Annotated in this window: 22 protein-coding genes; 6 read left to right on the top strand and 16 right to left on the bottom strand. The window is 68.6% G+C overall.

Annotated elements, in window-relative coordinates; translation table 11 throughout:
* Positions 1 to 28 precede the first annotated feature (28 nt).
* Together AC1C2R_RS13415 and AC1C2R_RS13410 are read right to left on the bottom strand one after the other, a co-directional pair.
* Positions 29 to 1,153: a GuaB3 family IMP dehydrogenase-related protein gene (locus tag AC1C2R_RS13415; protein ID WP_495352982.1), complete on the bottom strand. Its 1,125-nt coding sequence runs from the start codon at positions 1,151 to 1,153 to the stop codon at positions 29 to 31.
* A 63-nt stretch (positions 1,154 to 1,216) separates the two neighbouring features.
* Positions 1,217 to 2,917 (bottom strand): ABC-F family ATP-binding cassette domain-containing protein, encoded by a 1,701-nt coding sequence (locus AC1C2R_RS13410; protein ID WP_495380237.1) that lies wholly within the window; start codon positions 2,915 to 2,917, stop codon positions 1,217 to 1,219.
* A gap of 128 nt (positions 2,918 to 3,045) precedes the next feature.
* Between AC1C2R_RS13410 and AC1C2R_RS13405 the strand changes: the two genes are divergently transcribed.
* Positions 3,046 to 4,203 carry a MalY/PatB family protein gene (locus AC1C2R_RS13405; RefSeq protein WP_495380236.1) on the top strand — a complete coding sequence of 386 codons (1,158 nt, stop codon included), beginning with the start codon at positions 3,046 to 3,048 and terminating at the stop codon, positions 4,201 to 4,203.
* A gap of 97 nt (positions 4,204 to 4,300) precedes the next feature.
* On the opposite strand, the gene guaB is transcribed toward AC1C2R_RS13405, so the two are convergent.
* Positions 4,301 to 5,803: an IMP dehydrogenase gene (guaB, locus tag AC1C2R_RS13400; protein ID WP_495380235.1), complete on the bottom strand. Its 1,503-nt coding sequence runs from the start codon at positions 5,801 to 5,803 to the stop codon at positions 4,301 to 4,303.
* 338 nt (positions 5,804 to 6,141) lie between these two features.
* On the opposite strand from guaB, the gene AC1C2R_RS13395 reads away from it, so the two are divergent.
* Genes AC1C2R_RS13395 through AC1C2R_RS13380 form a run of 4 tightly spaced genes read left to right on the top strand, consistent with a single transcriptional unit; the run spans position 6,142 to position 10,047 of the window.
* Positions 6,142 to 7,392 (top strand): branched-chain amino acid ABC transporter permease, encoded by a 1,251-nt coding sequence (locus AC1C2R_RS13395; protein ID WP_495380234.1) that lies wholly within the window; start codon positions 6,142 to 6,144, stop codon positions 7,390 to 7,392.
* A 13-nt stretch (positions 7,393 to 7,405) separates the two neighbouring features.
* Positions 7,406 to 8,386: a branched-chain amino acid ABC transporter permease gene (locus AC1C2R_RS13390; protein ID WP_495362947.1), complete on the top strand. Its 981-nt coding sequence runs from the start codon at positions 7,406 to 7,408 to the stop codon at positions 8,384 to 8,386.
* Positions 8,376 to 9,287: an ABC transporter ATP-binding protein gene (locus tag AC1C2R_RS13385; protein ID WP_495380233.1), complete on the top strand. Its 912-nt coding sequence runs from the start codon at positions 8,376 to 8,378 to the stop codon at positions 9,285 to 9,287. Before AC1C2R_RS13390 ends, AC1C2R_RS13385 begins: the two co-directional genes overlap by 11 nt.
* A complete protein-coding gene (locus AC1C2R_RS13380) occupies positions 9,274 to 10,047 on the top strand; it encodes an ABC transporter ATP-binding protein (protein ID WP_495362949.1) in 774 nt (257 codons plus the stop codon). Before AC1C2R_RS13385 ends, AC1C2R_RS13380 begins: the two co-directional genes overlap by 14 nt.
* A 221-nt stretch (positions 10,048 to 10,268) precedes the next feature.
* Here the strand turns inward: AC1C2R_RS13380 and AC1C2R_RS13375 are convergent, their stop codons facing one another.
* The 3 genes from AC1C2R_RS13375 to groES all read right to left on the bottom strand — a co-directional run bounded on the left by AC1C2R_RS13375 (position 10,269) and on the right by groES (position 13,230).
* Positions 10,269 to 11,573, bottom strand: coding sequence for an ABC transporter substrate-binding protein (locus tag AC1C2R_RS13375; protein WP_495380232.1), 1,305 nt, complete (start codon positions 11,571 to 11,573; stop codon positions 10,269 to 10,271).
* Positions 11,574 to 11,829: 256 nt separating this feature from the next.
* Positions 11,830 to 12,786 (bottom strand): EamA family transporter RarD, encoded by a 957-nt coding sequence (gene rarD, locus AC1C2R_RS13370; protein ID WP_495380231.1) that lies wholly within the window; start codon positions 12,784 to 12,786, stop codon positions 11,830 to 11,832.
* 147 nt (positions 12,787 to 12,933) lie between these two features.
* A complete protein-coding gene (gene groES / locus AC1C2R_RS13365) occupies positions 12,934 to 13,230 on the bottom strand; it encodes a co-chaperone GroES (RefSeq protein WP_495380230.1) in 297 nt (98 codons plus the stop codon).
* A gap of 151 nt (positions 13,231 to 13,381) precedes the next feature.
* On the opposite strand from groES, the gene AC1C2R_RS13360 reads away from it, so the two are divergent.
* Complete coding sequence (locus tag AC1C2R_RS13360) at positions 13,382 to 14,569, top strand: class I SAM-dependent methyltransferase (protein ID WP_495380229.1); 1,188 nt, start codon at positions 13,382 to 13,384, stop codon at positions 14,567 to 14,569.
* A 120-nt stretch (positions 14,570 to 14,689) separates the two neighbouring features.
* Here AC1C2R_RS13360 and AC1C2R_RS13355 read toward each other — a convergent pair whose 3' ends face one another.
* The 10 genes from AC1C2R_RS13355 to glmS form a co-directional block, all read right to left on the bottom strand.
* Positions 14,690 to 15,214 (bottom strand): DUF4190 domain-containing protein, encoded by a 525-nt coding sequence (locus AC1C2R_RS13355; RefSeq protein ID WP_495352972.1) that lies wholly within the window; start codon positions 15,212 to 15,214, stop codon positions 14,690 to 14,692.
* A gap of 10 nt (positions 15,215 to 15,224) precedes the next feature.
* Positions 15,225 to 15,968 (bottom strand): DUF4190 domain-containing protein, encoded by a 744-nt coding sequence (locus AC1C2R_RS13350; protein ID WP_495380228.1) that lies wholly within the window; start codon positions 15,966 to 15,968, stop codon positions 15,225 to 15,227.
* Between the two features lie 7 nt (positions 15,969 to 15,975).
* On the bottom strand, positions 15,976 to 16,470 hold the full coding sequence (locus AC1C2R_RS13345; protein ID WP_495380227.1) for a DUF4190 domain-containing protein: 495 nt from the start codon (positions 16,468 to 16,470) through the stop codon (positions 15,976 to 15,978).
* Positions 16,471 to 16,575: 105 nt separating this feature from the next.
* Positions 16,576 to 17,679 (bottom strand): tRNA (adenosine(37)-N6)-threonylcarbamoyltransferase complex transferase subunit TsaD, encoded by a 1,104-nt coding sequence (tsaD, locus tag AC1C2R_RS13340; RefSeq protein ID WP_495380226.1) that lies wholly within the window; start codon positions 17,677 to 17,679, stop codon positions 16,576 to 16,578.
* A complete protein-coding gene (locus AC1C2R_RS13335; RefSeq protein ID WP_495380225.1) occupies positions 17,676 to 18,266 on the bottom strand; it encodes a GNAT family N-acetyltransferase in 591 nt (196 codons plus the stop codon). The genes tsaD and AC1C2R_RS13335 overlap by 4 nt, the downstream gene beginning before the upstream one ends.
* Positions 18,263 to 18,898 carry a tRNA (adenosine(37)-N6)-threonylcarbamoyltransferase complex dimerization subunit type 1 TsaB gene (gene tsaB, locus AC1C2R_RS13330; RefSeq protein ID WP_495380224.1) on the bottom strand — a complete coding sequence of 212 codons (636 nt, stop codon included), beginning with the start codon at positions 18,896 to 18,898 and terminating at the stop codon, positions 18,263 to 18,265. Before tsaB ends, AC1C2R_RS13335 begins: the two co-directional genes overlap by 4 nt.
* A gap of 10 nt (positions 18,899 to 18,908) precedes the next feature.
* A complete protein-coding gene (gene tsaE / locus AC1C2R_RS13325) occupies positions 18,909 to 19,454 on the bottom strand; it encodes a tRNA (adenosine(37)-N6)-threonylcarbamoyltransferase complex ATPase subunit type 1 TsaE (RefSeq protein ID WP_495380223.1) in 546 nt (181 codons plus the stop codon).
* Entirely contained in the window at positions 19,454 to 20,599 is a 1,146-nt protein-coding gene (gene alr, locus AC1C2R_RS13320) for an alanine racemase (protein ID WP_495352965.1), read from the bottom strand. The genes tsaE and alr overlap by 1 nt, the downstream gene beginning before the upstream one ends.
* The gene (locus tag AC1C2R_RS13315) at positions 20,596 to 20,964 is read right to left on the bottom strand and encodes a holo-ACP synthase (RefSeq protein ID WP_495352964.1); all 369 of its coding nucleotides are present in this window, start codon (positions 20,962 to 20,964) and stop codon (positions 20,596 to 20,598) included. Before AC1C2R_RS13315 ends, alr begins: the two co-directional genes overlap by 4 nt.
* A gap of 22 nt (positions 20,965 to 20,986) precedes the next feature.
* Complete coding sequence (gene glmS / locus AC1C2R_RS13310) at positions 20,987 to 22,837, bottom strand: glutamine--fructose-6-phosphate transaminase (isomerizing) (RefSeq protein ID WP_495380222.1); 1,851 nt, start codon at positions 22,835 to 22,837, stop codon at positions 20,987 to 20,989.
* Positions 22,838 to 22,891: the final 54 nt, after the last annotated feature.

Here is a 22,891-nt window from a genome sequence, read left to right as displayed (position 1 = left end):
AAACCCGCCTCGGAGCCACCCGGTTCGGTTACAGCCCTTGATACGGCGCGACGACGACCTCGACGCGCTGGAACTCCTTCAGGTCGGAGTACCCGGTCGTCGCCATCGAGCGGCGGAGCGCCCCGATGAGGTTCGTGACACCGTCGGCCGACGGTGCCGGCCCGTAGAGCACCTCTTCGAGCGGGGCGACCTGGCCGACGTGCACGCGCTGCCCGCGCGGGAGCTTGGGGTGGTGCGCTTCGGCGCCCCAGTGGTATCCGCCGCCCGGGGCATCCGTCGCCCGCGCGAGCGCCGTTCCCAGCATGACCGCGTCGGCGCCGCATGCGATCGCCTTAACGATGTCGCCCGACTTGCCGACGCCGCCGTCGGCGATGACGTGCACGTAGCGGCCACCGGACTCGTCGAGGTAGTCGCGGCGCGCGCCTGCGACATCCGCGACCGCCGTGGCCATGGGTGCGTGGATGCCGAGCGTCGCTCGGGTCGTCGAGGCCGCTCCCCCGCCGAAACCGACGAGCACACCCGCAGCCCCGGTGCGCATCAGGTGCAGGGCTGCCGTGTAGGTGGCTGCACCGCCGACGATCACGGGCACGTCGAGCTCGTAGATGAACTTCTTGAGGTTCAGCGGCTCTTGATTCTTCGAGACGTGCTCGGCCGACACCGTCGTGCCGCGAATGACGAACAGGTCGACGCCGGCGGCGACGACGGTCTCGTAGAGCTCTTGCGTGCGCTGGGGCGAGAGCGCACCGGCGACGGTGACGCCCGCGGCGCGGATCTCGGCGAGACGTGCCGTGACGAGCTCAGGCTTGATCGGCTCGGAGTAGAGCTGCTGCATGCGCGCGGTCGCGTGCTCGGGCGTGAGATTGCGGATCTCGGCGAGCACCGGCTCGGGTTCTTCGTAGCGGGTCCAGAGACCCTCGAGGTCGAGCACGCCGAGACCGCCGAGCTGCCCCATCATGATCGCGGTCTGCGGCGAGACGACGGAGTCCATCGGCGCCGCGAGGAACGGGATGTCGAATTGGTAGGCGTCGATCGACCAGCCGACCGAGACGTCTTCGGGGTCGCGGGTGCGCCGACTCGGCACGATCGCGATGTCATCGAATGCGTAGACGCGCTGGCCCCGCTTGGAGCGGCCGATCTCGATCTCCTGAGTCACCACTCAACCCTACCCAACCGGCACTTCGCCGGTTGAGGATGATCGACGTCTCGAACCCGCGCCCTAACGGGCCCGCGCGACGCGCTTCTCGTCCCACACCGGGGCATCCGACTCGTAGACCTCGCCGTCGCCGCCGAACACGAGGAACCGATCGAACCCGCGAGTGAACCAGCGATCGTGCGTGACCGCGAGTACCGTGCCGTCGAAGCGCGAGAGCCCGTGTTCGAGCGCCTCGGCCGAGACCAGGTCGAGGTTGTCGGTCGGTTCGTCGAGCAGTAGCAGTGTTGCGCCCGAGAGCTCCAGCAGCAGAATCTGCAAGCGCGCCTGCTGGCCGCCCGAGAGCGAGTCGAAGGTCTGCTGAGCGGATGCCACGAGCCCATACCGATCGAGGGCGGAACTCGCCGCCTCGCGTGCCATGCCGTCACGGTTCGCATCACCGCGATGCAGGATGTCGAGCAGGGCGCGACCGCGGTACTCGGGATGCTCGTGGTTCTGCGCGAACCAGCCGGGCACGACCCGCGCGCCGAGCACTGCCTTGCCCGTGTGCGGCACCCGTGCGAGCGTCTCGCCGATGGTCGTGATGTGCCCGAGCGTGCGATCGGGCTCGGTGCCGCCGCCCGCGAGCAGGCGCAGGAAGTGCGACTTGCCCGAACCGTTCGAGCCGAGCACCGCGACCCGGTCGCCGTACCAGACCTCGAGGTCGAACGGCTTCATCAGGCCCGTGAGTTCGAGGCGCTCCCCGACGACCGCGCGCTTGCCGGTGCGCGAACCCCGGAGTCGCATCGAGACGGCCTGCGCGGGCGGTCGTTCCTCGGGCGGACCGGCCTCTTCGAACCTGCGCAGCCGGGTCATCGCGGCGTGGTACCGCGACGCCATGTCGGCGTTGTACGTCGCCTTGACCTTCAGCGTTGCGACGAGGGTCTTCAGTGCGGCGTGCTGCTCGTCCCAGCGGCGGCGGAGTTCGTCGAGCCGCTCGAAGCGTTCCTCTCGTGCGCGGTGGTAGCCCTCGAAGCTGCCGCCGTGCACCCACGCCGTGTTGCCCGCCGCGCCGAGCTCGAGCGTCACGATGCGGTCGGCGGCACGAGCGAGCAGCTCGCGATCGTGCGAGACGAGCAGCACGGTCTTGGGAGTGGCCCGCAATTGCGACTCGAGCCAGCGCTTGCCCGGCACGTCGAGCGAGTTGTCGGGCTCGTCGAGCAGCAGCACCTGCTCGGGGCCGCGGAAGAGCGCCTCGAGCGCGAGCCGCTTCTGCTCGCCGCCCGAGAGGGTCGAGAGCTCACGCCACTTCGCACGCTCGAACGGGATGCCGAGGGCCGCGATCGTGCAGTGGTCCCACACGACCTCCTGCTCGTATCCGCCCGCTTCGGCGTACTCGGCGAGCGCGGTCGCGTAGCGCATCTGCGCTGCGGTGTCGTCGCGTTCGATGAGGGCGTTCTCGGATGCCTCGAGCTCGATCGCCGCCGCTCGCACGCGGGTCGGCGCGACCGAGACGAGCAGGCCCGCGACCGTGGCATCCGTGCCCTCCACCGTCTGCCCGGTGCCGACGAACTGGTCCATCACGCCGAGACCGCCATCGACCTGCACGCTGCCCTCGTCGGGGCGCAACTCGCCGCGGATGATGCGCAGCAGCGTCGACTTGCCCGCGCCGTTCGCGCCGATGAGGGCGGTGGTCGCGCCGTCCGTCACCCGGAAGGCGAGGTCGGCGAGCAATGGCCGGCCGTCGGGCAGCGAGAATGAGACGCCGTTGACGTCGATGAAACCCATGGGAGTGTCCGTTCGGTACGCGGCTGGGCGCATTCACCCGGTGCCGCACCGCCCGTTGGGCAGCCGACCAGACTAGCGCCTCTGCGCTCGCCCTGCCAACGCGGGCCGATCTGCGGCAAGCTGGAGGCATGCAACGCACCGCAGCAGAGCCCCTCGACGCACTCCGCACGAGAACCAGTGCGAAGTGGCGCCTCTACGCCGATGACGTGCTGCCGCTGCCGGTCGCCGAGATGGACTTCCCGCTCGCGGAGCCGATCGCGGCGGCCCTGCACGCGGCGATCCGCCGCTCCGACACGGGGTACACGGCGGGGAGCCTGCCCGTCGCCGAAGCGTTCCAGGGCTTCGCCGCCGCGCGACTCGGCTGGGACGTCGATCCGGCTCGCGTCACGTGCACGGCCGACGTCAGCATGGGCATCGTCGAGGTGCTGCGCCGGGTCACCGTCCCGGGCGACGGCGTCGTGATCACCCCGCCGATCTATCCGCCGTTCTTCGACCTCGTCACCGAGGCATCCGGGCGAGTGGTCGAGGTGCCGATGCTCGGCGGCATCGACGAGGGCTGGTCCCTCGATCTCGACGGCATCGACGCGGCGTTCGCGGCCGGTGCCCGGGCGATGGTGCTCTGCAACCCGCACAACCCGATCGGCCTGGTTCCGGATGCCGCGCAGCTGGCCGCCCTCGCCGCGATCGCCGCCCGGCACGGCGTCACGATCGTCTCCGATGAGGTGCACGGACCGCTCGTGCAGCCGGGGGTCTCGTACACGCCGTTCCTCACGGTCTCCGACGAGGCCCGCGAGTACGGCGTCGCGGTGACCGCCGCGAGCAAGGCGTTCAACATCGCCGGCCTGAAGGCGGCGCTCATCGTGACAGCGAGCGAACGCGGCGATCGCGTGCGCGCCGCACTGCCGTACGAGGTCGAGTGGCGCATGAGCCAGTTCGGGTCGATCGCCTCGATCGCGGCGTTCCGCGAGGGCGGGCCGTGGCTCGACGGCGTGCTCGCAAGCCTCGACGACAACCGGCGGCTGCTCGCCGAACTCATCGCCGACGAGCTGCCGGGAGTGCGCTACCGCATGCCCGACGCGACCTACCTCGCCTGGCTCGACCTCTCAGCTCTCGGCTGGGGCGACGACCCCGCCGCCTACGCGCTCGAGCACGCCAAGGTCGCCCTCGGCATCGGCCCGACGTTCGGCACGACCGTCGGCCGCGGGCATGCCCGGCTCAACTTCGCCTGCACACCGGAGGTGCTGAGCGAGGCGGTCACGCGGCTGGCGGACGCGAGGGTCGGTTGAACGGTGGTCGCGGCGCTGCGCGCCGGCGCTTCGCGGCGCTACGGCTACCGCCTTTGTGAAGGAAGCGCGTCGCAGCTCCGCTGCGCCGCGCTGACCTTCACCTCGTGTAGTTCGGCGCCTCGACGACGATCTGCACATCGTGCGGGTGGGACTCCTTGAGCCCCGCCGGGGTGATGCGCACGAACTTGCCCTTGGTCTTCAGCTCTGCGATCGTGCGCGCCCCGACGTAGAACATCGACTGGCGGAGTCCGCCGATGAGCTGGTACGCCACGGCCGACAGCGGGCCGCGGTAGGGCACCTGGCCCTCGATGCCCTCGGGAATGAGCTTGTCGTCAGACGGGACATCCGCCTGGAAGTAGCGGTCTTTCGAGTACGAGGTCTTCTGGCCGCGCGTCTGCAGTGCGCCCAGCGACCCCATGCCTCGGTACGCCTTGAACTGCTTGCCGTTCTGGAAGACGAGCTCCCCCGGGCTCTCGGCCGTACCGGCCAGCAGCGAACCGAGCATGACCGTGTCGGCGCCGGCGACGAGCGCCTTCGCGATGTCACCCGAGTACTGCAGGCCGCCGTCGGCGATGAGCGGCACGCCGGCGGGCCTCGTGGCCTTGGATGCCTCGTACACGGCGGTGATCTGGGGCACGCCCACCCCCGCGACGACGCGCGTGGTGCAGATCGAACCGGGACCGACGCCGACCTTGACGGCGTCGGCGCCCGCGTCGACGAGCGCCTGTGCACCCTCGCGGGTCGCGACGTTACCGCCGATGACGTCGATGTGCGCGAACGTCGGATCGGTCTTCAGACGGCGGATGATGTCGAGCACGCCGGCCGATTCACCGTTGGCGGTGTCAACGACGAGCACGTCGACCCCGGCGTCGCGCAGCGCCTCTGCACGCTCCCACGCGTCGCCGAAAAACCCCATCGCGGCGCCGACCCTGAGCCGACCCTCGCTGTCTTTCGTGGCATTCGGATACTGCTCCGACTTGTCGAAGTCCTTGACGGTGATGAGGCCCGTCAGGCGACCGTCGTCGTCGATGAGGGGCAGCTTCTCGATCTTGTGCTTCGCGAAGATCGCGAGCGCCTCGTCGGGGTTCATGCCCACGCGGCCCGTGATGAGCGGCATCTTGGTCATGACCTCGCTCACCGAGGTGGAGGGCTTCTCGAAGTCGGAGACGAAGCGCATGTCGCGGTTCGAGATGATGCCGACGAGCTTGCCATCGGCGTCGACGACCGGCAGTCCGCTGACCCGATACGTCGCGCAGAGGGCGTCGACGTCGGCGACGGATGCCTCGGGCGTCGTCGTCACCGGATTGGAGACCATGCCCGACTCGCTGCGCTTGACCCGGTCGACCATCTCGGCCTGATCGGCGATCGAGAGGTTGCGGTGCAGGATGCCGATGCCGCCCTGGCGTGCCATCGCGATCGCCATGCGCGCTTCGGTGACGGTGTCCATCGCAGCCGAGAGCAGCGGCGTCGCAACGCTGATGCGACGGGTGAGGCGCGAGGTGGGGTCGGCTTCGCTCGGAATCACATCGGTGTGGCCAGGCAGCAGAAGGACGTCATCGTAGGTGAGTCCTGTGAGTCCGAACGGGTCGGCCTGGTCCATATCGCTCCTCGCGTCGAGTTCTGCCCGAGTACCGCGCGCCATGGGTCAGGCCCGCGATACCAATGTTAAGCGAGTTTGCATCCGAGCCATTCCCGGATAACAATCGAACGCCGTTTGCCTCATCTGTGAAACGTATGAGACATAATCGGCACGTACTGTCGACGACGTTGTCGACAGTAAGGACCGAACCCCGACGGCCACCAAGCCCGAGGGGCGCCCTTGGAGGTGCAGTGAAACCCACACGAATGCTCGCCCAACGGTCTCCAAGGAGGTGGCTCGTCCTCCTCGGAATCCTTTTGTCCGCACTCACTCTGTCCGGCATCGCAGCGTCCCCTGCGATGGCGGAGGATGGGAGTACGGCCCAGGCCACCGAGCAGGCAGAGCCAACAGAAGAGCCCGAAACGGAGTTCGAGTACCACTTCCGTGGAAACGTGCAGTACGACGGTGAACCCCTCGAGGGTGTCCAGATCACGGTCGAGGGCAACGGCTTCGAGGCCGAGACCGAGACCGACGCCGACGGACGGTGGGAGGTGGGAGTGCCCGAGAAGGAGGGCACCTTCATCGTCACGCTCGACGAGGACACGCTTCCCGAGGGTGTCATCGTCGCCGAGGAGGGCGGCGCAGAGCGCGAGGCGACGTTCGGGCTGACGCGCAACGCGTCGGTGAACTTCTTCCTCGGCCAGGGCGAGCGCGTCACCGTCAGCTTCTGGGACCAGTTCTTGGAACGTGCAGTGAACGGGCTGAACTTCGGGTTGCTCCTCGCGCTGGCGGCGGTCGGGCTCTCGCTGATCTTCGGCACCACGGGATTGTCCAACTTCGCCCACGCAGAGCTGATCACGTTCGGCGCGCTGATGACGTTGACCTTGGGGAGCACTCTCGCGCTGCCTATCTGGCTCGCCATCATCATCGCGGTGATCCTCAGCGGCTTGCTCGGTTGGGGACTCGATGCTGCGATCTGGAAACCTCTCCGAAAGAAGGGCCTCGGTCTCATCCCGCTGATGATCGTCAGCATCGGTCTGTCGCTCGCTTTGCGGTACACCTACCAGTACTTCTACGGCGGCCAGACCCAGCAGCTCGTCGGCGCGACGGGCGTCGCCCGATTCTCGCTCGGCCCGATCTCGCTCAGCTGGATCGACGTTGCGAGCATGGCGACCAGCGTCGTCGTGCTGCTCGCCGTCGCCTACTTCCTGTTGCGGACCCGCATCGGGAAGGCGACCCGGGCTGTTTCCGACAATCCGAGCCTCGCCGCCGCGAGCGGCATCGACGTGAACTTCGTCATCCGCATCGTCTGGGTACTCGGCTCAGCGCTGGCCGGCTTGTCGGGGATCCTCTGGGCGTATTTCCGGCCGGGTGTCAGTTGGGACATGGGCTTCCAGATCCTGCTGCTGGTCTTCGCCGCGGTGACGCTCGGTGGCCTCGGCACCGCCTTCGGTGCACTCCTCGGCGCCGTCATCGTCGGACTCTTCGTCGAGTTGTCGACGCTGTGGCTGCCGAGCGACATGAAGTACGTCGGTGCGCTGGTCATCATGATCGTGGTGCTGTTGTTCCGACCACAGGGCATCCTGGGTCGTCGAGAGCGAATCGGATAGGAAGGGGAAGACCATGGACTGGGGAGCAATCTTCGGAAACGCGGCCGTCGAGCTGATCAGCCCGACCACTGCTGCATACGCACTCGCCGCACTGGGTCTGGCGATCCACTTCGGCTTCACGGGCCTCCTGAACTTCGGTCAGGCAGGGTTCATGCTGCTCGGCGCATACGGATATGCGATCCCGGCTCTCAGGCTGGGCTGGCCGGTGTGGGCGTGCATCCTCACCGCGGTCGCGACATCCATCGTGTTCGCGCTCGTACTCGGCATCCCGACGCTGCGCCTGCGCGCCGACTATCTCGCAATCGTGACGATCGCCGCCGCCGAGGTGCTGCGGCTGATCTTCACGACCAACGAATTCCAAGCGGTCACGGGCTCGGCGAACGGACTCTCGGAGTACCAGACCGGGCTCCTGGCGTTCAACCCGTTCCCGCCTGGGCGATACGGCTTCGGCCCGTTCATCTTCGACAATCGCGTCTGGTTCTTCCTCGTGCTCGCGTGGATCATCGTCGCCATCGCCGTGGTGCTTACGTGGCTCCTCATGCGCAGCCCGTGGGGCCGCGTCCTCAAGGGCATCCGTGAAGACGAAGACGCGGTGCGCGCGCTCGGCAAGAACGTGTATTCCTACAAGATGCAGAGCCTGATCATCGGCGGTCTCTTCGGCACCTTCGCCGGCATGATATTCGTCATGCCACGCGCGGTCGTGCCGTCGTATTTCCAGCCGACGCTCACGTTCTTCATCTACGCGATCCTGCTGCTCGGCGGGGCCGCGACCATCCTGGGGCCGATCCTCGGGTCCATCGTGTTCTGGGTGCTGCTCTCGTTCTTCTCGGGCTTCATCGCCCGTGCAGTCGAGGCCGGGTGGCTGCCCTTCATGACGCAGGTGCAGGCCGGTCAGATCCGGTTCATCCTCGTCGGAGTGGCGATCATGTTGATAGTGGTGTTCATGCCACAAGGCATCCTCGGAAACCGAAAGGAGCTCGCTTTTGTCAAATGAACAAGCCTCCTCGAAGCCGGTCAAGTCGACCGGGCTCCACGTCGGCGACCCGGCGCCCGGAGTCAAGAAGGTCGACCCGATCCTGGTCGCCGACAGCGTCAAGCGAACGTTCGGCGGCCTCATCGCCGTCGACGTCGAGCACGTCGAGATCCCGCGCGGCGCGATCACCGCACTGATCGGGCCGAACGGTGCCGGCAAGACCACGTTCTTCAATCTCCTGACCGGATTCGACCGGCCGGACACGGGCACCTGGTCGTTCGAAGGACGACCGCTCGCCCACGTGCCGGCCTACCGCGTGGCACGCATGGGCCTGATCCGCACCTTCCAGCTGACGAAGTCGCTCGGCCTCCTGTCGGTCATGGACAACATGAAGCTCGGCGCGAAGGACCAGATCGGTGAGAATCTGTTCCGCTCGCTCATTCCCTCGCTCTGGCGCAAGCAAGACGATGAGATCGAAGAGAAGGCGCTCGATCTCCTCACCCGGTTCAAGCTCGACGCGAAGAAGGACGACTACGCGGCGAGCCTGTCGGGCGGGCAGCGGAAGCTCCTCGAGATGGCCAGGGCGCTCATGAGCGACCCGACACTGGTCATGCTCGATGAGCCGATGGCCGGGGTGAACCCCGCGCTCACCCAGTCGCTGCTCGACCACATCCTGAACCTCAAGGCCGAGGGCATGACCGTGCTCTTCGTCGAGCACGACATGCACATGGTGCGCCACATCGCCGACTGGGTCATCGTGATGGCCGAGGGTCGTGTCGTCGCCGAGGGCGATCCCCACGTGGTGATGGAAAACCCCGCAGTCATCGACGCGTACCTCGGGGCCCACCACGATGCCGACCTCGGCAGCACCGACAGCGAGCACATCGAAGTACTGAAGGAGCTCATCGATGACGAACAGTAGCCCAGCACCGGCGGTCGCCGAGCCGCCGGCCACCGATCTCGTCGTCGACGTGCGCAACGTCGTCGCGGGGTACCTGCCCGGAGTGAACATCCTCAACGGATGCTCGCTCACGGCCGCGCCCGGCGAGCTCATCGGCATCATCGGCCCGAACGGCGCCGGAAAGTCGACGCTCCTGAAGGCGATCTTCGGTCTCGTGAAGGTGCGCGAAGGCGGCATCTACCTGCACGGCGAAGAGATCACCAACCTCCAGGCGAACAAACTCGTCGCGCAGGGCGTCGGTTTCGTCCCGCAGACGAACAACGTGTTCCCCTCGCTGACCATCCAGGAGAACCTCGAGATGGGCATGTACCTGAAGCCGAAGGGCCTCAAGGAGCGGCTGGAGTTCGTCACCGAGATCTTCCCTGAACTCGCGAAGCGTCTCGGCCAGCGTGCCGGCTCACTCTCGGGCGGAGAACGGCAGATGGTCGCCATGTCGCGCGCACTCATGATGGGTCCCCACGTGATGCTGCTCGACGAGCCCTCTGCCGGGCTCTCGCCCGTGCGGCAAGACGAGGCGTTCCTCCGGGTCAAGGAGATCAACAAGGCCGGCGTGACGACCATCATGGTCGAGCAGAACGCACGCCGCTGCCTGCAGATCTGCGATCGCGGATACGTGCTCGACCAGGGCCGCGACGCCTACCACGGCACGGGCCGCGAGCTGTTGAACGACCCGAAGGTCATCGGCCTCTACTTGGGAACGCTGGGCCAAGACGACGACTGAGCACGGCACGACACGAAGAGGGGCGGATGCTGCGGCATCCGCCCCTCTTCGCATGCCACGGCTGCCGCGAAGGTCCCGGCCGAAACCCGGGCCCCGCACCACTCGCAGCCGGCACTCGCAGCCACCGCACGCCGCCACCGCACGCAACCACCGCACACCGCCACCGCACGCAACAGGGCCCCGACCGAAGTCGGGGCCCTGTCGTTCACTCACTCAGCGGATCAGCCGTCACCGATGCGCTCGTAGGTGTTGTCGTCGAGGTACTGGAAGATGCCGATGGTGGCTTCCGTCGGGTCTCCGTTCTCATCGAAGGTGATCGGGCCCGAGGGGCCGTCGTAGTCGATCTGCTTGCCCTCTTCGAGGAGCGCGACGCCCTCTTCGTAGCTCGTGACCTTCTCGCCGTCGCCTGAGCCGCCCGAGACCTGACGCAGGTACTTGGCGATCTCGGGGCCCTCGGTGCTGTTGGCCGCGTACGCCGCCAGCGAGAGAAGCACGACCGCGTCGTACGACTCAGCCGCGTAGCTGAAGTCGGCCAGCGCGGGGTCGACCTCGAGCAGACGGTCGGTGAAGTCACCGAGCGTTCCAGTGTCGAGACCGGGGAGCGTGCCCTTCGAACCGGCCACGAGGCCGGGGGCGAAGTCTGCACTGTAGTCCGACAGGTTGCCGTCGACGAAGTACAGCTGGTCATTCGGGTAGCCCGCACCGACGAGCGCCGGCGTGATGATCTTCGCCTGGTCGAACGTGATCAGTGCGATCGCGTCGGGGTTGGCAGCCGTCACTTCAGCGATCTGGGCATCGAAGCTCGAGTCGCCCTCGTTGAAGAGCGCCTCTGCGACGACTTCACCGCCGGCCGCCTCGAAGGCGGTCTTGGTGAACTCCGCGAGACCCGTGCCATAGGAGTCGTTCAGCACGATCAGGCCGAGCGTCGCGTTGCCGTCTTCGGCGATCAGGTTGCCGAGCACCTCGCCCTGGAGCACGTCGGAGGGAGCGGTGCGCCAGAAGAGTCCGTTGTCGTTGTACTCGGTGAAGTCGGCCGAAGTGTTCGCCGGCGAGAACTGGATGACTCCTGCAGCGACGATCTGGTCGATGACGGTCTTCGAGACGCCCGACGACGCTGCACCGATGATGGCCGACACGTCTTGCGAGAGGAGGTCGGTCACGGAGACGGTCGCGGTGTCGGTGGTGGTGTCACCCGAGTCGCGGAAGATGATCTCGACGCCGAGACCGGAGTCCGCGACCGCGTTGACGTCATCGGCACCGAGCTGAACGCCGGCCTCTTCGGGCGGGCCGAGGAACGCGAGCGCACCACTCTGCGGAAGGATCGTTCCGAGCTTGAGCGACAGGTCGCGCTCGCCCTCGGCGATGGGCAGCGCGTCGCCGGTGTCGGCAGGTTCGTCGGAATCGGCGGGGGCGGGGGCACCCGAACTGCACGCGGTGAGGAGAAGGGCACTGACGCCAGCGATGGCGATGCCCGTCCAGGCTGCGCGAGCCGAGCGCGAGGCCGAGGCCTTCGCGAATACGCTCATGTTGCTCCTTGGGACTGAAGGAAATTGGTACACAATGCAGCGCCATGGTGACGCCGTTGTTTGACAGTATTCCGCGCCAATGGCGGAAACAAGTCAGGGCGGTCACAACCATGTAACACCGCGGCAATCGTTATCTCGCCGACACCTCCCCCTGATTCGGCGCACGGAATCAGCGAGAAACCGCCCGTTCACGCGAAAATCGCGCGCCTGCGACATCCGCTCACCGGTTCGCCACCCGGCCCGCTCGGGACACGGGTCACGCGGGCTCGACGACCAGCCGTCTCGACACGCGAACGCCGCGCAACAGATCGACCGTCAGCACGATGAGCGCCACCCAGACGAGCCCGAAGCCGATCCAGCGCTCGAGCGGCATCGGCTCGTGCAGCACGACGACTCCGACGAGGAACTGGATGAATGGCGCGAAATACTGGATGAAGCCCATGAAAATGAGCGGCAGTCGTCGGGAAGCCGCCGCGAAGAGCAGGAGCGGCACCGCGGTGACCGCGCCGAGGCCGATCAGCAGCACCGTGTGCCACACACTCACCGTGCCGATCGTGAGCCCCGTGGTCATGGCGACGAACACGAGCTGCACCACGGCGAGCGGTGCGAGCCATATGGTCTCGATCGTGAGTCCGGAGACCGCGTCGACCTTCGGGCCGACGCGCTTCTTGATGAGTCCGTAGAAGCCGAACGAGAACGCCAGCACGAGTGCGATCCACGGCAACTGGCCGTATCCGAACGCGAGCACCACGACCGCGACGATCGAGATGCCGACCGCGATCCACTGGGTGAGGTTCAGGCGCTCGCGCAACACGAGCACGCCGAGGAAGACCGTCACGATCGGGTTGATGAAGTAGCCGAGCGCAGCCTCGACCACCTGGCCGGAGAGCGTCGCGTAGACGTAGGTCTGCCAGTTGATGAAGATGAGGAGACCGGCGAGCCCCATCGTGAGCACGATGCGGCGATCGCGCAAGAGCACCGCAAGCGGCCGCCACGCGCGCGTGACCGTGATGAGCAGGGCGCAGAAGACGATCGAGAACAGCACCCGCCAGGCCACGATCTCGAACGGCGCCGAAGGGGCGAGCGCGATGAAGTAGATGGGGAGGAAGCCCCAGAAGCCGTAGGCGCCGATCGCGAAGAAGAGGCCCGAGCGGCTCACTCCCGCCGTCGGAGTCGTCGAGGCGGATGGCACGGTCTCGGAGCGGGATGACACCAGCACAGACTACGCCCGGGTGGGGATGACGAGAGCGGCGGGCAAGAGGTTCGGGTGAGCGGATGCCGCGGCATCCGCTCGCCCGAACGACGACGAGGCCCGGATGCCCCACTGGGGCATCCGGGCCTCGAATGTAATCGTGTCGCCTTAGCGGACGACGACCGCGAGCACGTCGCGAGCCGACAGGACGAGGAGGTCGTCGCCGTCGAACTTCACCTCGGTGCCGCCGTACTTCGAGTAGATCACCTTGTCGCCGACTGCGACGTCGAGCGGGATGCGGTTGCCGTTGTCATCGATGCGACCGGGGCCCACTGCCACGACCTCGCCCTCTTGGGGCTTCTCCTTGGCAGTGTCGGGGATGACCAGACCCGATGCGGTGGTCTGCTCGGCCTCGACCTGCTTGATGACGATGCGATCCTCGAGCGGCTTGATGGAAACCGACACGGTTGACCTCTTTCTTGACGAAGACTGGTTGGCAGCCTCAGAGCGAGAGTGCTAAACCGAGTCTAGGCGCGATTTGGCACTCGTGCAACGTGAGTGCCAGCCCGTTCAGCCACAGGCGAACGCTGCCGCGACGCGATGCTAGCGTGGCCGGGTGGATCGCGCTGAACTCGTCGAACTGCTCTCGCCAGAGGGCCTCACGCTGCTCGACGGGCTGCCCGACTGGGACTCGAAGGCCGACATCGTCAAGACCGTCGCCGACCTTCGCAAGCAAGGGCATCGACCCAGTCTCGTGGCTGCCGTGCTCAGCCAGGCGAAGCTCCGAGCGAAGGCCGAGGCGAAGTTTGGCCCGTTCGCCTCGCGGATGCTCTTCACCGAAGCCGGCCTCGAACAGGCGACACGGTTGAAGGTCGCGGCCCTGCACGCCGGACGCTTCTCGAGGGCCGGTGTCGGCCATGTGGCCGACCTCGGCTGCGGCATCGGGGGCGATGCCCTCGCCATGGCGGCGATCGACCTCGAGGTCACGGCCGCCGAGGCCGACGAGGTCACCGCAGCGATCGCAGCGTACAATCTCACGCCCTTTCCCCGGGTGCGAGTGCTGCACGAGCAGGCGGAGCAGGTCGCCCTCGGCGGCATCGACGGGGCGTGGCTCGATCCGGCGCGACGAACGACCACAGGCGGCACGACGACGAGAATCACGGATGCCGCCGACTACTCCCCCTCGCTCGACTTCGCCTTCGGGCTGGGTGAGCGCATGCCCGTCGGAGTCAAGCTCGGCCCCGGCACCGATCGCGGCGTGATCCCCGCAGGAGCAGAGGCGCAGTGGGTCTCGGTCGACGGCGACCTCGTCGAGCTCGGGGTCTGGTTCGGATCGGTCGCCCGTCCCGGCATTCGCCGCGCCGCCCTCGTCATCCGGGGTGACGCCGCCCAAGAACTCACGGCGGGTGCCGACAGCGAAGACGCTCCGGTCGGGCCGCTCGGCGATTACCTGTACGAGCCCGACGGTGCCGTCATTCGCGCGCGGCTGATCGGTGATCTCGCCCGTGCGCACGGCGCGTGGATGCTCAGCTCCGGCATCGCGTACCTCACTGCCGACACCGCGTTCGACTCGCCGTTCGCTCGCGGGTTCCGCGTGCTCGAACGGCTGCCCGCCGACGAGCGCCAGCTGCGACAGGCGTTGGCGGAACGGGACATCGGCACACTCGAGATCAAGAAGCGCGGCACCGATGTCGACCCCGCCCGGCTGCGCACCCGGTTGAAGTTGCGCGGCGCGGCCTCTGCGACCATCGTGCTGACCCGCGAAGCAGGCCGGCACGTCGCCCTGCTCGTCGAGCGGATCTGAGCCGACGCTCGCCGAATTGCCGGGGCCACCCGCCCGTCGTCATCGCGTGAAGCGTCGGCCGTCGCATGTCGGCACGGCAGTCAGGGCCTCAGCCCGACACGACCTCAGCGCGGCACGACGTCAGTGCGGCAGAGCACCGAAGACGATCGCGTAATAGCCGATCCAGACGGCCGAGAACACGAGCCCTGCGATGCCGGTGCCGATGCCGGCGAATGCCAGCGTGCGCCCCCGTTCCTCACGGCGAAGGCCGAGCACGCCAAAGACGATCGCGGCGATGGAGAGCGGCAGCATCCAGCCCACGAAGAGCGATGCCGCGGCGCCGATGGTGCCGGCGACGGCCGCGATCCAGCTGAACACCCGCCGTTGCGTCTGCTCTTCGACCGCTTCGGTCGGGTCGGATCCCGGCCGATGCACGATGAGCAGTTGCCCGGTGGAGATCGATCGGAGCTGACCCGTGTCGAACGGGACGTCGAACTCCCGCACCGCGGGATCGGCACGGAACGTCGGTTCGGCGGGCTGGAACGGCGCCAAGGGCTCGAACGACCTCGCTCGCTCGTCGCTCGCCCCGTTCGACCCGTCGTCGCGAGCCCCAGGAGAGCGGTCGGGGGTCTCGCCGTCGGGCGAAACCCCCTCGCGCTCAACCATGGATCGCTCCTCAGTACCCGTAATAGCTGTCGTAGCCGGAGAAGACGATGCCCCACAGCACGAACGACAGCAGCGCGATGGCGATGCCGACGAAACCGAGGATGATGCCGGTCAGCCACATGCCCTTCGCAGCAGGCTCCTTCTTCTTGCCGAGGAAGCCGAGCACGACGGCCGCAGCCGGGATGAACAGCTGCAGCACCCCACCGACGAACGGGATGAAGACGACGAAGAAGCCGATGAGCCCCACGATGCCCGCGATGAGCGAGATCAGGCTGAGCACGGGTGTCGCCCTCGTCGGTGCGGCAGTGCCGTAGGCGGGTGCGCCATACGCCGGCTGCGCCGGTGCGCCATAGGGAGGTTGGGCGGGCGCACCATATGCAGGCTGCTCGGGAGCACCATAGCCGGGCGCCGCCGGCTGGCCGCCTGCGGCGGGAGCGCCGTAGGGAGGCTGCGGCGGGGGCGTCGGAGCTCCGTAGCTCGGTGCCGCGGGGGGCACCGGTGGTGCGGGCGGTGCAGGTGGCTCTGGAGCAGCCGGCGGTTCGGGCGCCGATGGCACTTCGGGCACGTCGGGTGTCGACGATGCCGGAGCGGCCGCAGCGGCGTCGACCGGCACGATGGGCTCGGGCGCGCTCGGAATCTCGGGCTCGGGGGCGTCGGGCAGCTCGGGCTCGGGAACGCTGGGCGTCTCGGGCTCGGCCGGCACCTCGGGGAGGTCTGGCACCTCTGGGACGTCGGGGTTCTTGGGATCACTCATGGTTGCCTCAGTACGACCCGTAGGTCGTTCCGTAGTTGGCGAGCACCGCGAAGGCGATGATCGCGATGATGATGAAGATCACGCCGATCAGGATGCCGACGAAACCGAGGATGATGCCGGTGAGCCACATGCCCTTCGAGGCCGGCTCCTTCTTCTTCGCGATGAAGCCGAGCACGACGGCGGCGATCGAGAACAGCAGGCCGAAGTAGAAGAACGAAGCGACGAGGCCGACGATGCCACCGACGAGGGAGAGGATGCTCAGCACCTGCGACGGCTTGGCCGACGCGTCTCCGTAGGGGGGCGCCGCGGGCGCGGGCTGACCGTAGGCGGGCGCGGCAGGTGCCGGCTGACCGTACGCGGGCGCCGCGGGCGCTGCGGGAGGAACGGGTGCAGCAGCGGGCGGAACCGGCGGGGCGGGCGGAACCGGTGCGGCAGGCGTCTCGGCCGGCGGCACCGGCGGCACTGCGCCGTCGGGCTGCTCAGGATGGTTCGGATCGGTCACGGTGGGTTCTCCTCGATGCTGTGGAATACGACCCCGCCACGATGACAGGCGCTCCCGGGCGCTGTCAACGACAGCGGCATCCGGTCTCGTGATCACACTATCGCGCTACGTACGGGGCTGCACGGATTCCGACGCACGTGACGACGCGGACTCGGCCGCCATCTGGATCTCGGTCGCCGGCAGGGTCGAGTCTGCACCGAAGTCGAGCGTCGACGGCGGATGCCCCGCCATCACGAGTTGCGCGCCGAGTGCGGCGATCATCGCGCCGTTGTCGGTGCAGAGCGACAGCGGCGGAATGCGCAACGCGACGCCCGCGGCATCCGCTCGTTCGGTGGCCAACTCGCGCAGGCGGGCATTCGCCACGACGCCGCCGCCGAGCAGCAGGCGCGGCACACCGAGTCGGGTGCACGCCGCGACGGCCTTCGTCACGAGCACATCGGCGACCGCTTCGCGGAAGCTCGCAGCGACGTCGGCGACCGGCACGGGCTCGCCGGCTGCTTCGCGCTGCTCGACCCATCGAGCGACGGAGGTCTTCAGGCCCGAGAAGCTGAAGTCGTAGCGGTGCGCCGCGAGGTCTTTGGGCTGGGTGAGTCCGCGTGGGAACCGGATGGCTCGCGGGTCGCCGCCGATCGCGGCTCGATCGATCTCGGGCCCGCCGGGGTACGGCAACCCCAGGAGCCGCGCCACCTTGTCGAACGCCTCGCCCGCGGCGTCGTCGATGGTCTCGCCGAGGAGCTCGACGTCGGAGACGAGGTCGCGCACGAGCAGGAGCGAAGTGTGCCCGCCCGAGACGAGCAGCGCGACAGTGGGCGTTTCGAGCGGAGCCGCAGTGTCGAGCAGATCTGCGCCGACGTGCCCGACGAGATGGTTCACTGCGTAGATCGGCACGTCGAGCGAGATGGCCAGCGCCTTGGCGGCGCCGACGCCGACCATGAGCGCGCCCGCGAGGCCGGGGCCACTCGTCACCGCGACCGCGTCGAGATCGGCGAGGGTGACGGATGCCTCGGCGAGCGCCGCCCGGATCGTGGGCCCGAGCGCCTCGAGATGTGCACGCGCGGCGATCTCGGGCACGACGCCGCCGTATCGGGCGTGCTCCTCCATCGATGAGGCGATCGTGTTGGCGAGGAGCGTCGTGCCGCGCACGATGCCGACACCGGTCTCGTCGCACGAGGTCTCGATGCCGAGGATGAGCGGGGCGTCGCGGTTCATCGGGTCACCCCTGCGCCGCCAGCAGCGCGCTCGCCCGCGTCGTCGGCGGGGCGGGTGACCGCCGGCGGCACCGTCAGCCGCATGTGCACCGCGTCGATGCCGCGCCGGTAGTAGCCACGGCGCACGCCGATCTCCTCGAAGCCGAGCGAGTCGTAGAGCGCACGGGCGATCGGGTTGTCGGCGCGCACCTCGAGGAAGAGCTCCGAGACATGACGGCGCCGAGCTTCGGTGATGAGTGCGTGCATGAGGCCGCGACCGAGGCCGATGCCCCGGGTCGACGGCGCGACCGCGATCGTCTGGATGTCGCCCTGCCCGCCGCCGGCCGGAGCGAGCAGGCCGGCGTAGCCGAGCAGGCCGCCGGCGGGATCGCCATCGGCTTCCGGATCGGCATCGGCATCGGCATCGGGGCGAGCGTCGCGCTGGGCTTCGATCCGGTCGTCGACGGCCACCAGGTAGTAGCCGTGCTCGCTCTCGATCTCACGGCGCATGGCGTCTTCGGGCCAGGCATCGGCCTCGAAGGTCGCGCGCTCGAGCACCATGATGCGCTCGAGATCGTCGCTCGTCGCACGTCGCATGAACACGCTCATCGCAGCACCTTCTTGCCGGCCGACGGGGTGACATCGGGTGCTCGCAGGTAGATCGGCTCGTCGGGCGTGAGCGGCAGGCGACCGGTGGCGAAAGCGAGTTCGGCGAGCATGCCGACCGCGCCCGCCGAGACGATCGCGGCATCGAAGCGGATGCCGCGTGGCGCGGGCACCTCGTCGCGTGGCGCGAGTTCGGGGCCGCTGACCCGCACCGGCAGTCCGTCACCGTCGAGTCCGTCGTACTCGGAGATCGCGAACTCGCGACGCCGGGCATCGGTGACCACTTGCAGCGGGCCGGCGTCGCCCGCGCGGTACCGGGCCAAGGCGATCGCGTCGTGGCTCACGACCGGAACGAACGGGCGGCCGATGCCGAGCGCGAAGGCGTGTGCTGCGGCGATGCCGACGCGCAGGCCGGTGAACGGCCCGGGTCCCATTCCCGCCGCGACACCCGACAGGTCTCGTGGTTCGACGCCGGCGCCGGCGAGCGCGTCACGGATGAATCCGCCGATCACCTCTGCGTGGCGCATCGTGTCGTCGGTACCCGTCTCGACGAGACAGCGCAGTTCACCGCTGACGCCATCTCGATCGACGACGGCGACACTCGTGCCCGTCGAGGTGTCGATCGCGAGGAGCATGGCCTCAAGCCTACGCGGGCGCGGCGTACTGAGTGGCGACCCAGCGGGGCCCGCGGCCGATCACCGTGACCGTTCGCGGCTCGTCGGCATCGAGTGCGGTGCGGTCGAGGCCGCCGGCCGTGGCATCCATGCCGCCCGCGCCGCCGACCGGCGCCGCGGCATCCGCGGTGCTCGCGCCAGTCGGCCGCTCGATCACGACCTCGAGCCATGAATCGGTGACGTCCTCCACGAGTCCGGCACCCCATTCGACGACGACGACGGAGCGATCGAAGTCGAGGTCGAGGTCGTCGAGCAGTGCAGCACTGCCGAGCCGATAGGCGTCGACGTGCACGAGCGGGGCGCCGCCCACGAGGCTCGGATGGGTGCGAGCGAGCACGAAGGTCGGGCTCTGCACGCGCCCGCGCACCCCGAGGCCCGCGCCGATACCGCGGGTCAGCGTGGTCTTGCCCGCGCCGAGCGGCCCCGTGAGCACGACGACGTCGCCCGCGCGCAGCACGGCCCCGAGCTCACGACCGAACGACTCCATCGCCGGGGTGTCGATCACCTCGAACCGCATCACGCCCCGCCCAGGTAGCGGCGCGGCACGCGCGGGCCGATCCGGGTCACGATCTCGTAGCCGATGGTGCCTGCGGCATCGCCCCAGTCGTCCGCCGACGGTGCGCCCGTCTCGGGGTCGCCGAAGAGCACGACCTCGTCACCCGCCTCGACCCGGTCGTCGCCGACGTCGACGACGAACTGGTCCATCGCGATGCGGCCGACGACGGGGCGGCGCGCGCCCGCGATCCAGACCTCTGCCCGATCGGACGCCTGGCGGGGAACCCCGTCTGCATACCCGAGCGGCACGAGGGCGAGCGTCGTCGCACGCGCAGCGCGCCAGATGTGGCCGTACGACACACCGGTTCCGGGCTCGACGCGGCGCACAGCAGCGACGCGGCCGCGGAGCGTCATGGCGGGTCGCAGCCCCAGATCGGCCGCAGTCGTACCGTCGCCGAACGGCGGGATGCCGTACGCGCCGATGCCGATGCGCACGAGATCGAAACGAGCGGCGGGCACGCGCAGCGCTCCCGCGGTCGAGGCGAGATGGCGCACCTCGGCGCGCAGTCCCGCCGCCGCTGCCTGCTCGAGGCCGCGCTCGAAGGCGGCCAGCTGGCGCGCATCCTCATCGGGAGAGGTGTTCGCGAGATGGCTGAACAGGCCGCGCACGCGGATGCGGCCTGCACCCTCGAGCCCCGCCGCGATCGCGACCGCCTCGGGCCAGTGCTCGGGGGCGACGCCGCTGCGACTGAGACCCGTGTCGAGTTTCAGGTGCACGGCCGCCACGCGGTCGACGGATGCCGCGGCATCCGCGATGGCGAGAAGCTGAGCGATCGACGAGACGCCGAGGTCGATGTCGCGCTCGATCGAGGGGCCGAACGTCGCACCCGGGTCGTGGAGCCACGCGAGGAGCGGCGCATCGATGCCCGCTTCGCGGAGCGCCCGTGCCTCGTCGATGTCGGCGACACCGAGCCAGTCGGCGCCGCCTGCGAGCGACGCCCGGGCCACCGGTACCGCGCCGTGCCCGTAGGCGTTCGCCTTCACGACGGCCATCGTCAGCGCCGGCGCCACGACCGCGGCGAGCCTGCGCACGTTTCCGCGCACGGCCTCGAGATCGATGACGGCTTCGCGGAACGGCCTCACCGGGGCATCCGTCGGCCCGTTCACGAGGCGCCTCCCGCCCCGTTCTCGAGCACGACGAACGCACTCGCGATGCCGGCGTCGTGACTCATGGTGACGTGGACCCGATCGATGCCGAGGTCACGGGTGAGTTGCGCGATCGCGCCCGACAGCTCGAAATCGGGGTTGCCGTGCTCGTCTTGCACAACCCTCATGTCGTGCCACCGGATGACCGGGTTACCGCCGAGCGCCTTGATGAGCGCCTCTTTCGCGGCGAATCTCGCGGCGAGCGATCGCGCAGGGCGGTCGCGTTCGCTCTCGGCGAACAGCCGGTCGCGAAGCGCGGGAGTGCGCGCCAGCGAACGCTCGAACCGGGCGATGTCGACGACATCGATGCCGATCCCCGCGATCACCGCGCCACCTCCCGCAGCCGGCTCACTCGACCGTGACCGACTTCGCGAGGTTCCGCGGCTGGTCGACATCGAGCCCCTTCGCCTGCGAGAGTTCCATCGCGAAGATCTGCAAGGGCACGACGGCGAGCAAGGGCTCGAAGAGCGGCGCCGCAAGCGGGATGCGCAGCACCTCGTCGGCGAACGGCAGCACTGCGGCGTCACCGGCCTCGGCAATCGCGATCACGCGAGCGCCGCGGGCGCGGATCTCCTGGATGTTCGAGACGACCTTCGGGTGCAGGGCCGCGGAGCCGCGCGGGCTCGGCACGACCACGAACACGGGCTGGCCCGGTTCGATGAGTGCGATCGGGCCGTGCTTGAGCTCACCGGCGGCGAAGCCCTCGGCATGGATGTACGCGAGCTCCTTGAGCTTCAGCGCACCCTCGAGCGCGATCGGGTAGCCGACGTGACGGCCGAGGAAGAGCACCGAACGCGTGTCGGCCATCCAGTGCGCGAGCTGCGCGACCTTCTCGGACTCGGCGAGCACGACCTCGAGCTTCTCGGGCACCGCTGCCAGCTCTTCCAACTGCATCGCGAGCGCATCGGCGGAGAGCGTGCCGCGCACCCGTGCGAGATGCAGGCCGAAGAGGTAGAGCGCCGCGATCTGCGCGACGAACGCCTTCGTGGAGGCCACTGCGACCTCGGGCCCGGCGCGCGTGTAGACGACCGCGTCGGACTCGCGGGGAATCGTCGCCCCCTGCGTATTGCAGATCGAAATCGTTCGCGCTCCGTGCTCACGCGCGTACTTCACGGCCATGAGCGTGTCCATGGTCTCGCCCGACTGGCTGATCGAGACGACGAGCGTGTCCGCATCGAGCACCGGTTCGCGATAGCGGAACTCGTGGCTGAGGTCGACCTCGACCGGCACCCGTGCCCACTGCTCGATCGCGTACTTCGCGACCATTCCCGCATAGGCGGCGGTGCCGCACGCGATGACGGTGATGCGACGGATGCCGCGCAGCTCGTCATCGCCGAACGACTCGAGTTCGGGAATCACGACCTGGCCGTCGACGACGCGGCCCAGCAGCGTGTTCCGCACGGCCTCGGGCTGCTCCGAGACCTCCTTGCGCATGAACGAGGACCAGCCGCCCTTCTCGGAGGCGGACGCGTCCCACGCGACGTCGAACGGCTCGACCTCGACCGGCTGCCCGTCGAAGTCGGTGACCACGACATCGCCGGCGGTGATCGTCACGATCTGGTCCTGGCCGATCGCCACAGCGCGCTTCGTGTACTCGACGAAGGCCGCGACATCCGAACCCAGGAAGTTCTCGCCCTCGCCGAGTCCGATCACGAGCGGGGAGTTGCGGCGGGCGCCGACGACGACGCCCGGCTCGTCACGGTGCACGGCCAGCAGAGTGAATGCGCCATCGAGTCGGGACACGATCCTGCGGAACGCCTCGCGCAGGTCGCCGGTCGCCCGGTACTCCCTGCCGAGGAGGACGGCGGCGACCTCGGTGTCGGTCTCGCTCTCGAAGGTGAAGCCCTCGCTCTCGAGCTCGGCCTTCAGCTCGGAGAAGTTCTCGATGATGCCGTTGTGGATGAGGGCGAGCCGGCCCTCATCGCCGAGATGCGGGTGCGCATTGCGATCGGTGGGCCCGCCGTGCGTCGCCCATCGCGTGTGGCCGATGCCGGTACCGCCGCGGTGCAGCGGGTTCGCGGTGAGTTCGTCGGCGAGCACCTGGAGCTTGCCGGCCCGCTTCGCGGTCTCGATGGCACCGTCGTCGTCGACGACCGCCACTCCCGCTGAGTCGTAGCCACGGTATTCGAGGCGGCGAAGGCCTCCCATAAGGACGTCGAGGCTGTTGCGCTCTCCGACGTACCCGACGATTCCACACATGGGAGTGATTGTACTGGCGCGCCACTGTGCACTCCCCCGCCGTCGCCGCCCGGG

This window comes from Agromyces sp. Y182 (genome assembly GCF_059445385.1).
The sequence above is the reverse complement of the archived record's forward strand: the minus strand, read 5'-3'. Positions and strand labels throughout refer to the sequence as shown.

Excerpts from the sequence above, each read along its gene's own strand:
- AC1C2R_RS13335 (WP_495380225.1), bottom strand. The coding sequence starts at position 18,266 with ATGAGCGTGTTCATGCGACGTGCGACGAGCGACGATCTCGAGCGCATC.
- AC1C2R_RS13380 (WP_495362949.1), top strand. The coding sequence starts at position 9,274 with ATGACGAACAGTAGCCCAGCACCGGCGGTCGCCGAGCCGCCGGCCACC.
- AC1C2R_RS13395 (WP_495380234.1), top strand. The coding sequence starts at position 6,142 with ATGGCGGAGGATGGGAGTACGGCCCAGGCCACCGAGCAGGCAGAGCCA.
- glmS (WP_495380222.1), bottom strand. The coding sequence starts at position 22,837 with ATGTGTGGAATCGTCGGGTACGTCGGAGAGCGCAACAGCCTCGACGTC.
- AC1C2R_RS13355 (WP_495352972.1), bottom strand. The coding sequence starts at position 15,214 with ATGGTTGAGCGCGAGGGGGTTTCGCCCGACGGCGAGACCCCCGACCGC.
- AC1C2R_RS13390 (WP_495362947.1), top strand. The coding sequence starts at position 7,406 with ATGGACTGGGGAGCAATCTTCGGAAACGCGGCCGTCGAGCTGATCAGC.
- AC1C2R_RS13410 (WP_495380237.1), bottom strand. The coding sequence starts at position 2,917 with ATGGGTTTCATCGACGTCAACGGCGTCTCATTCTCGCTGCCCGACGGC.
- guaB (WP_495380235.1), bottom strand. The coding sequence starts at position 5,803 with ATGGACCAGGCCGACCCGTTCGGACTCACAGGACTCACCTACGATGAC.
- tsaD (WP_495380226.1), bottom strand. The coding sequence starts at position 17,679 with ATGAACCGCGACGCCCCGCTCATCCTCGGCATCGAGACCTCGTGCGAC.
- AC1C2R_RS13375 (WP_495380232.1), bottom strand. The coding sequence starts at position 11,573 with ATGAGCGTATTCGCGAAGGCCTCGGCCTCGCGCTCGGCTCGCGCAGCC.
- tsaB (WP_495380224.1), bottom strand. The coding sequence starts at position 18,898 with ATGCTCCTCGCGATCGACACCTCGACGGGCACGAGTGTCGCCGTCGTC.
- AC1C2R_RS13405 (WP_495380236.1), top strand. The coding sequence starts at position 3,046 with ATGCAACGCACCGCAGCAGAGCCCCTCGACGCACTCCGCACGAGAACC.
- AC1C2R_RS13350 (WP_495380228.1), bottom strand. The coding sequence starts at position 15,968 with ATGAGTGATCCCAAGAACCCCGACGTCCCAGAGGTGCCAGACCTCCCC.
- tsaE (WP_495380223.1), bottom strand. The coding sequence starts at position 19,454 with ATGCGGTTCGAGGTGATCGACACCCCGGCGATGGAGTCGTTCGGTCGT.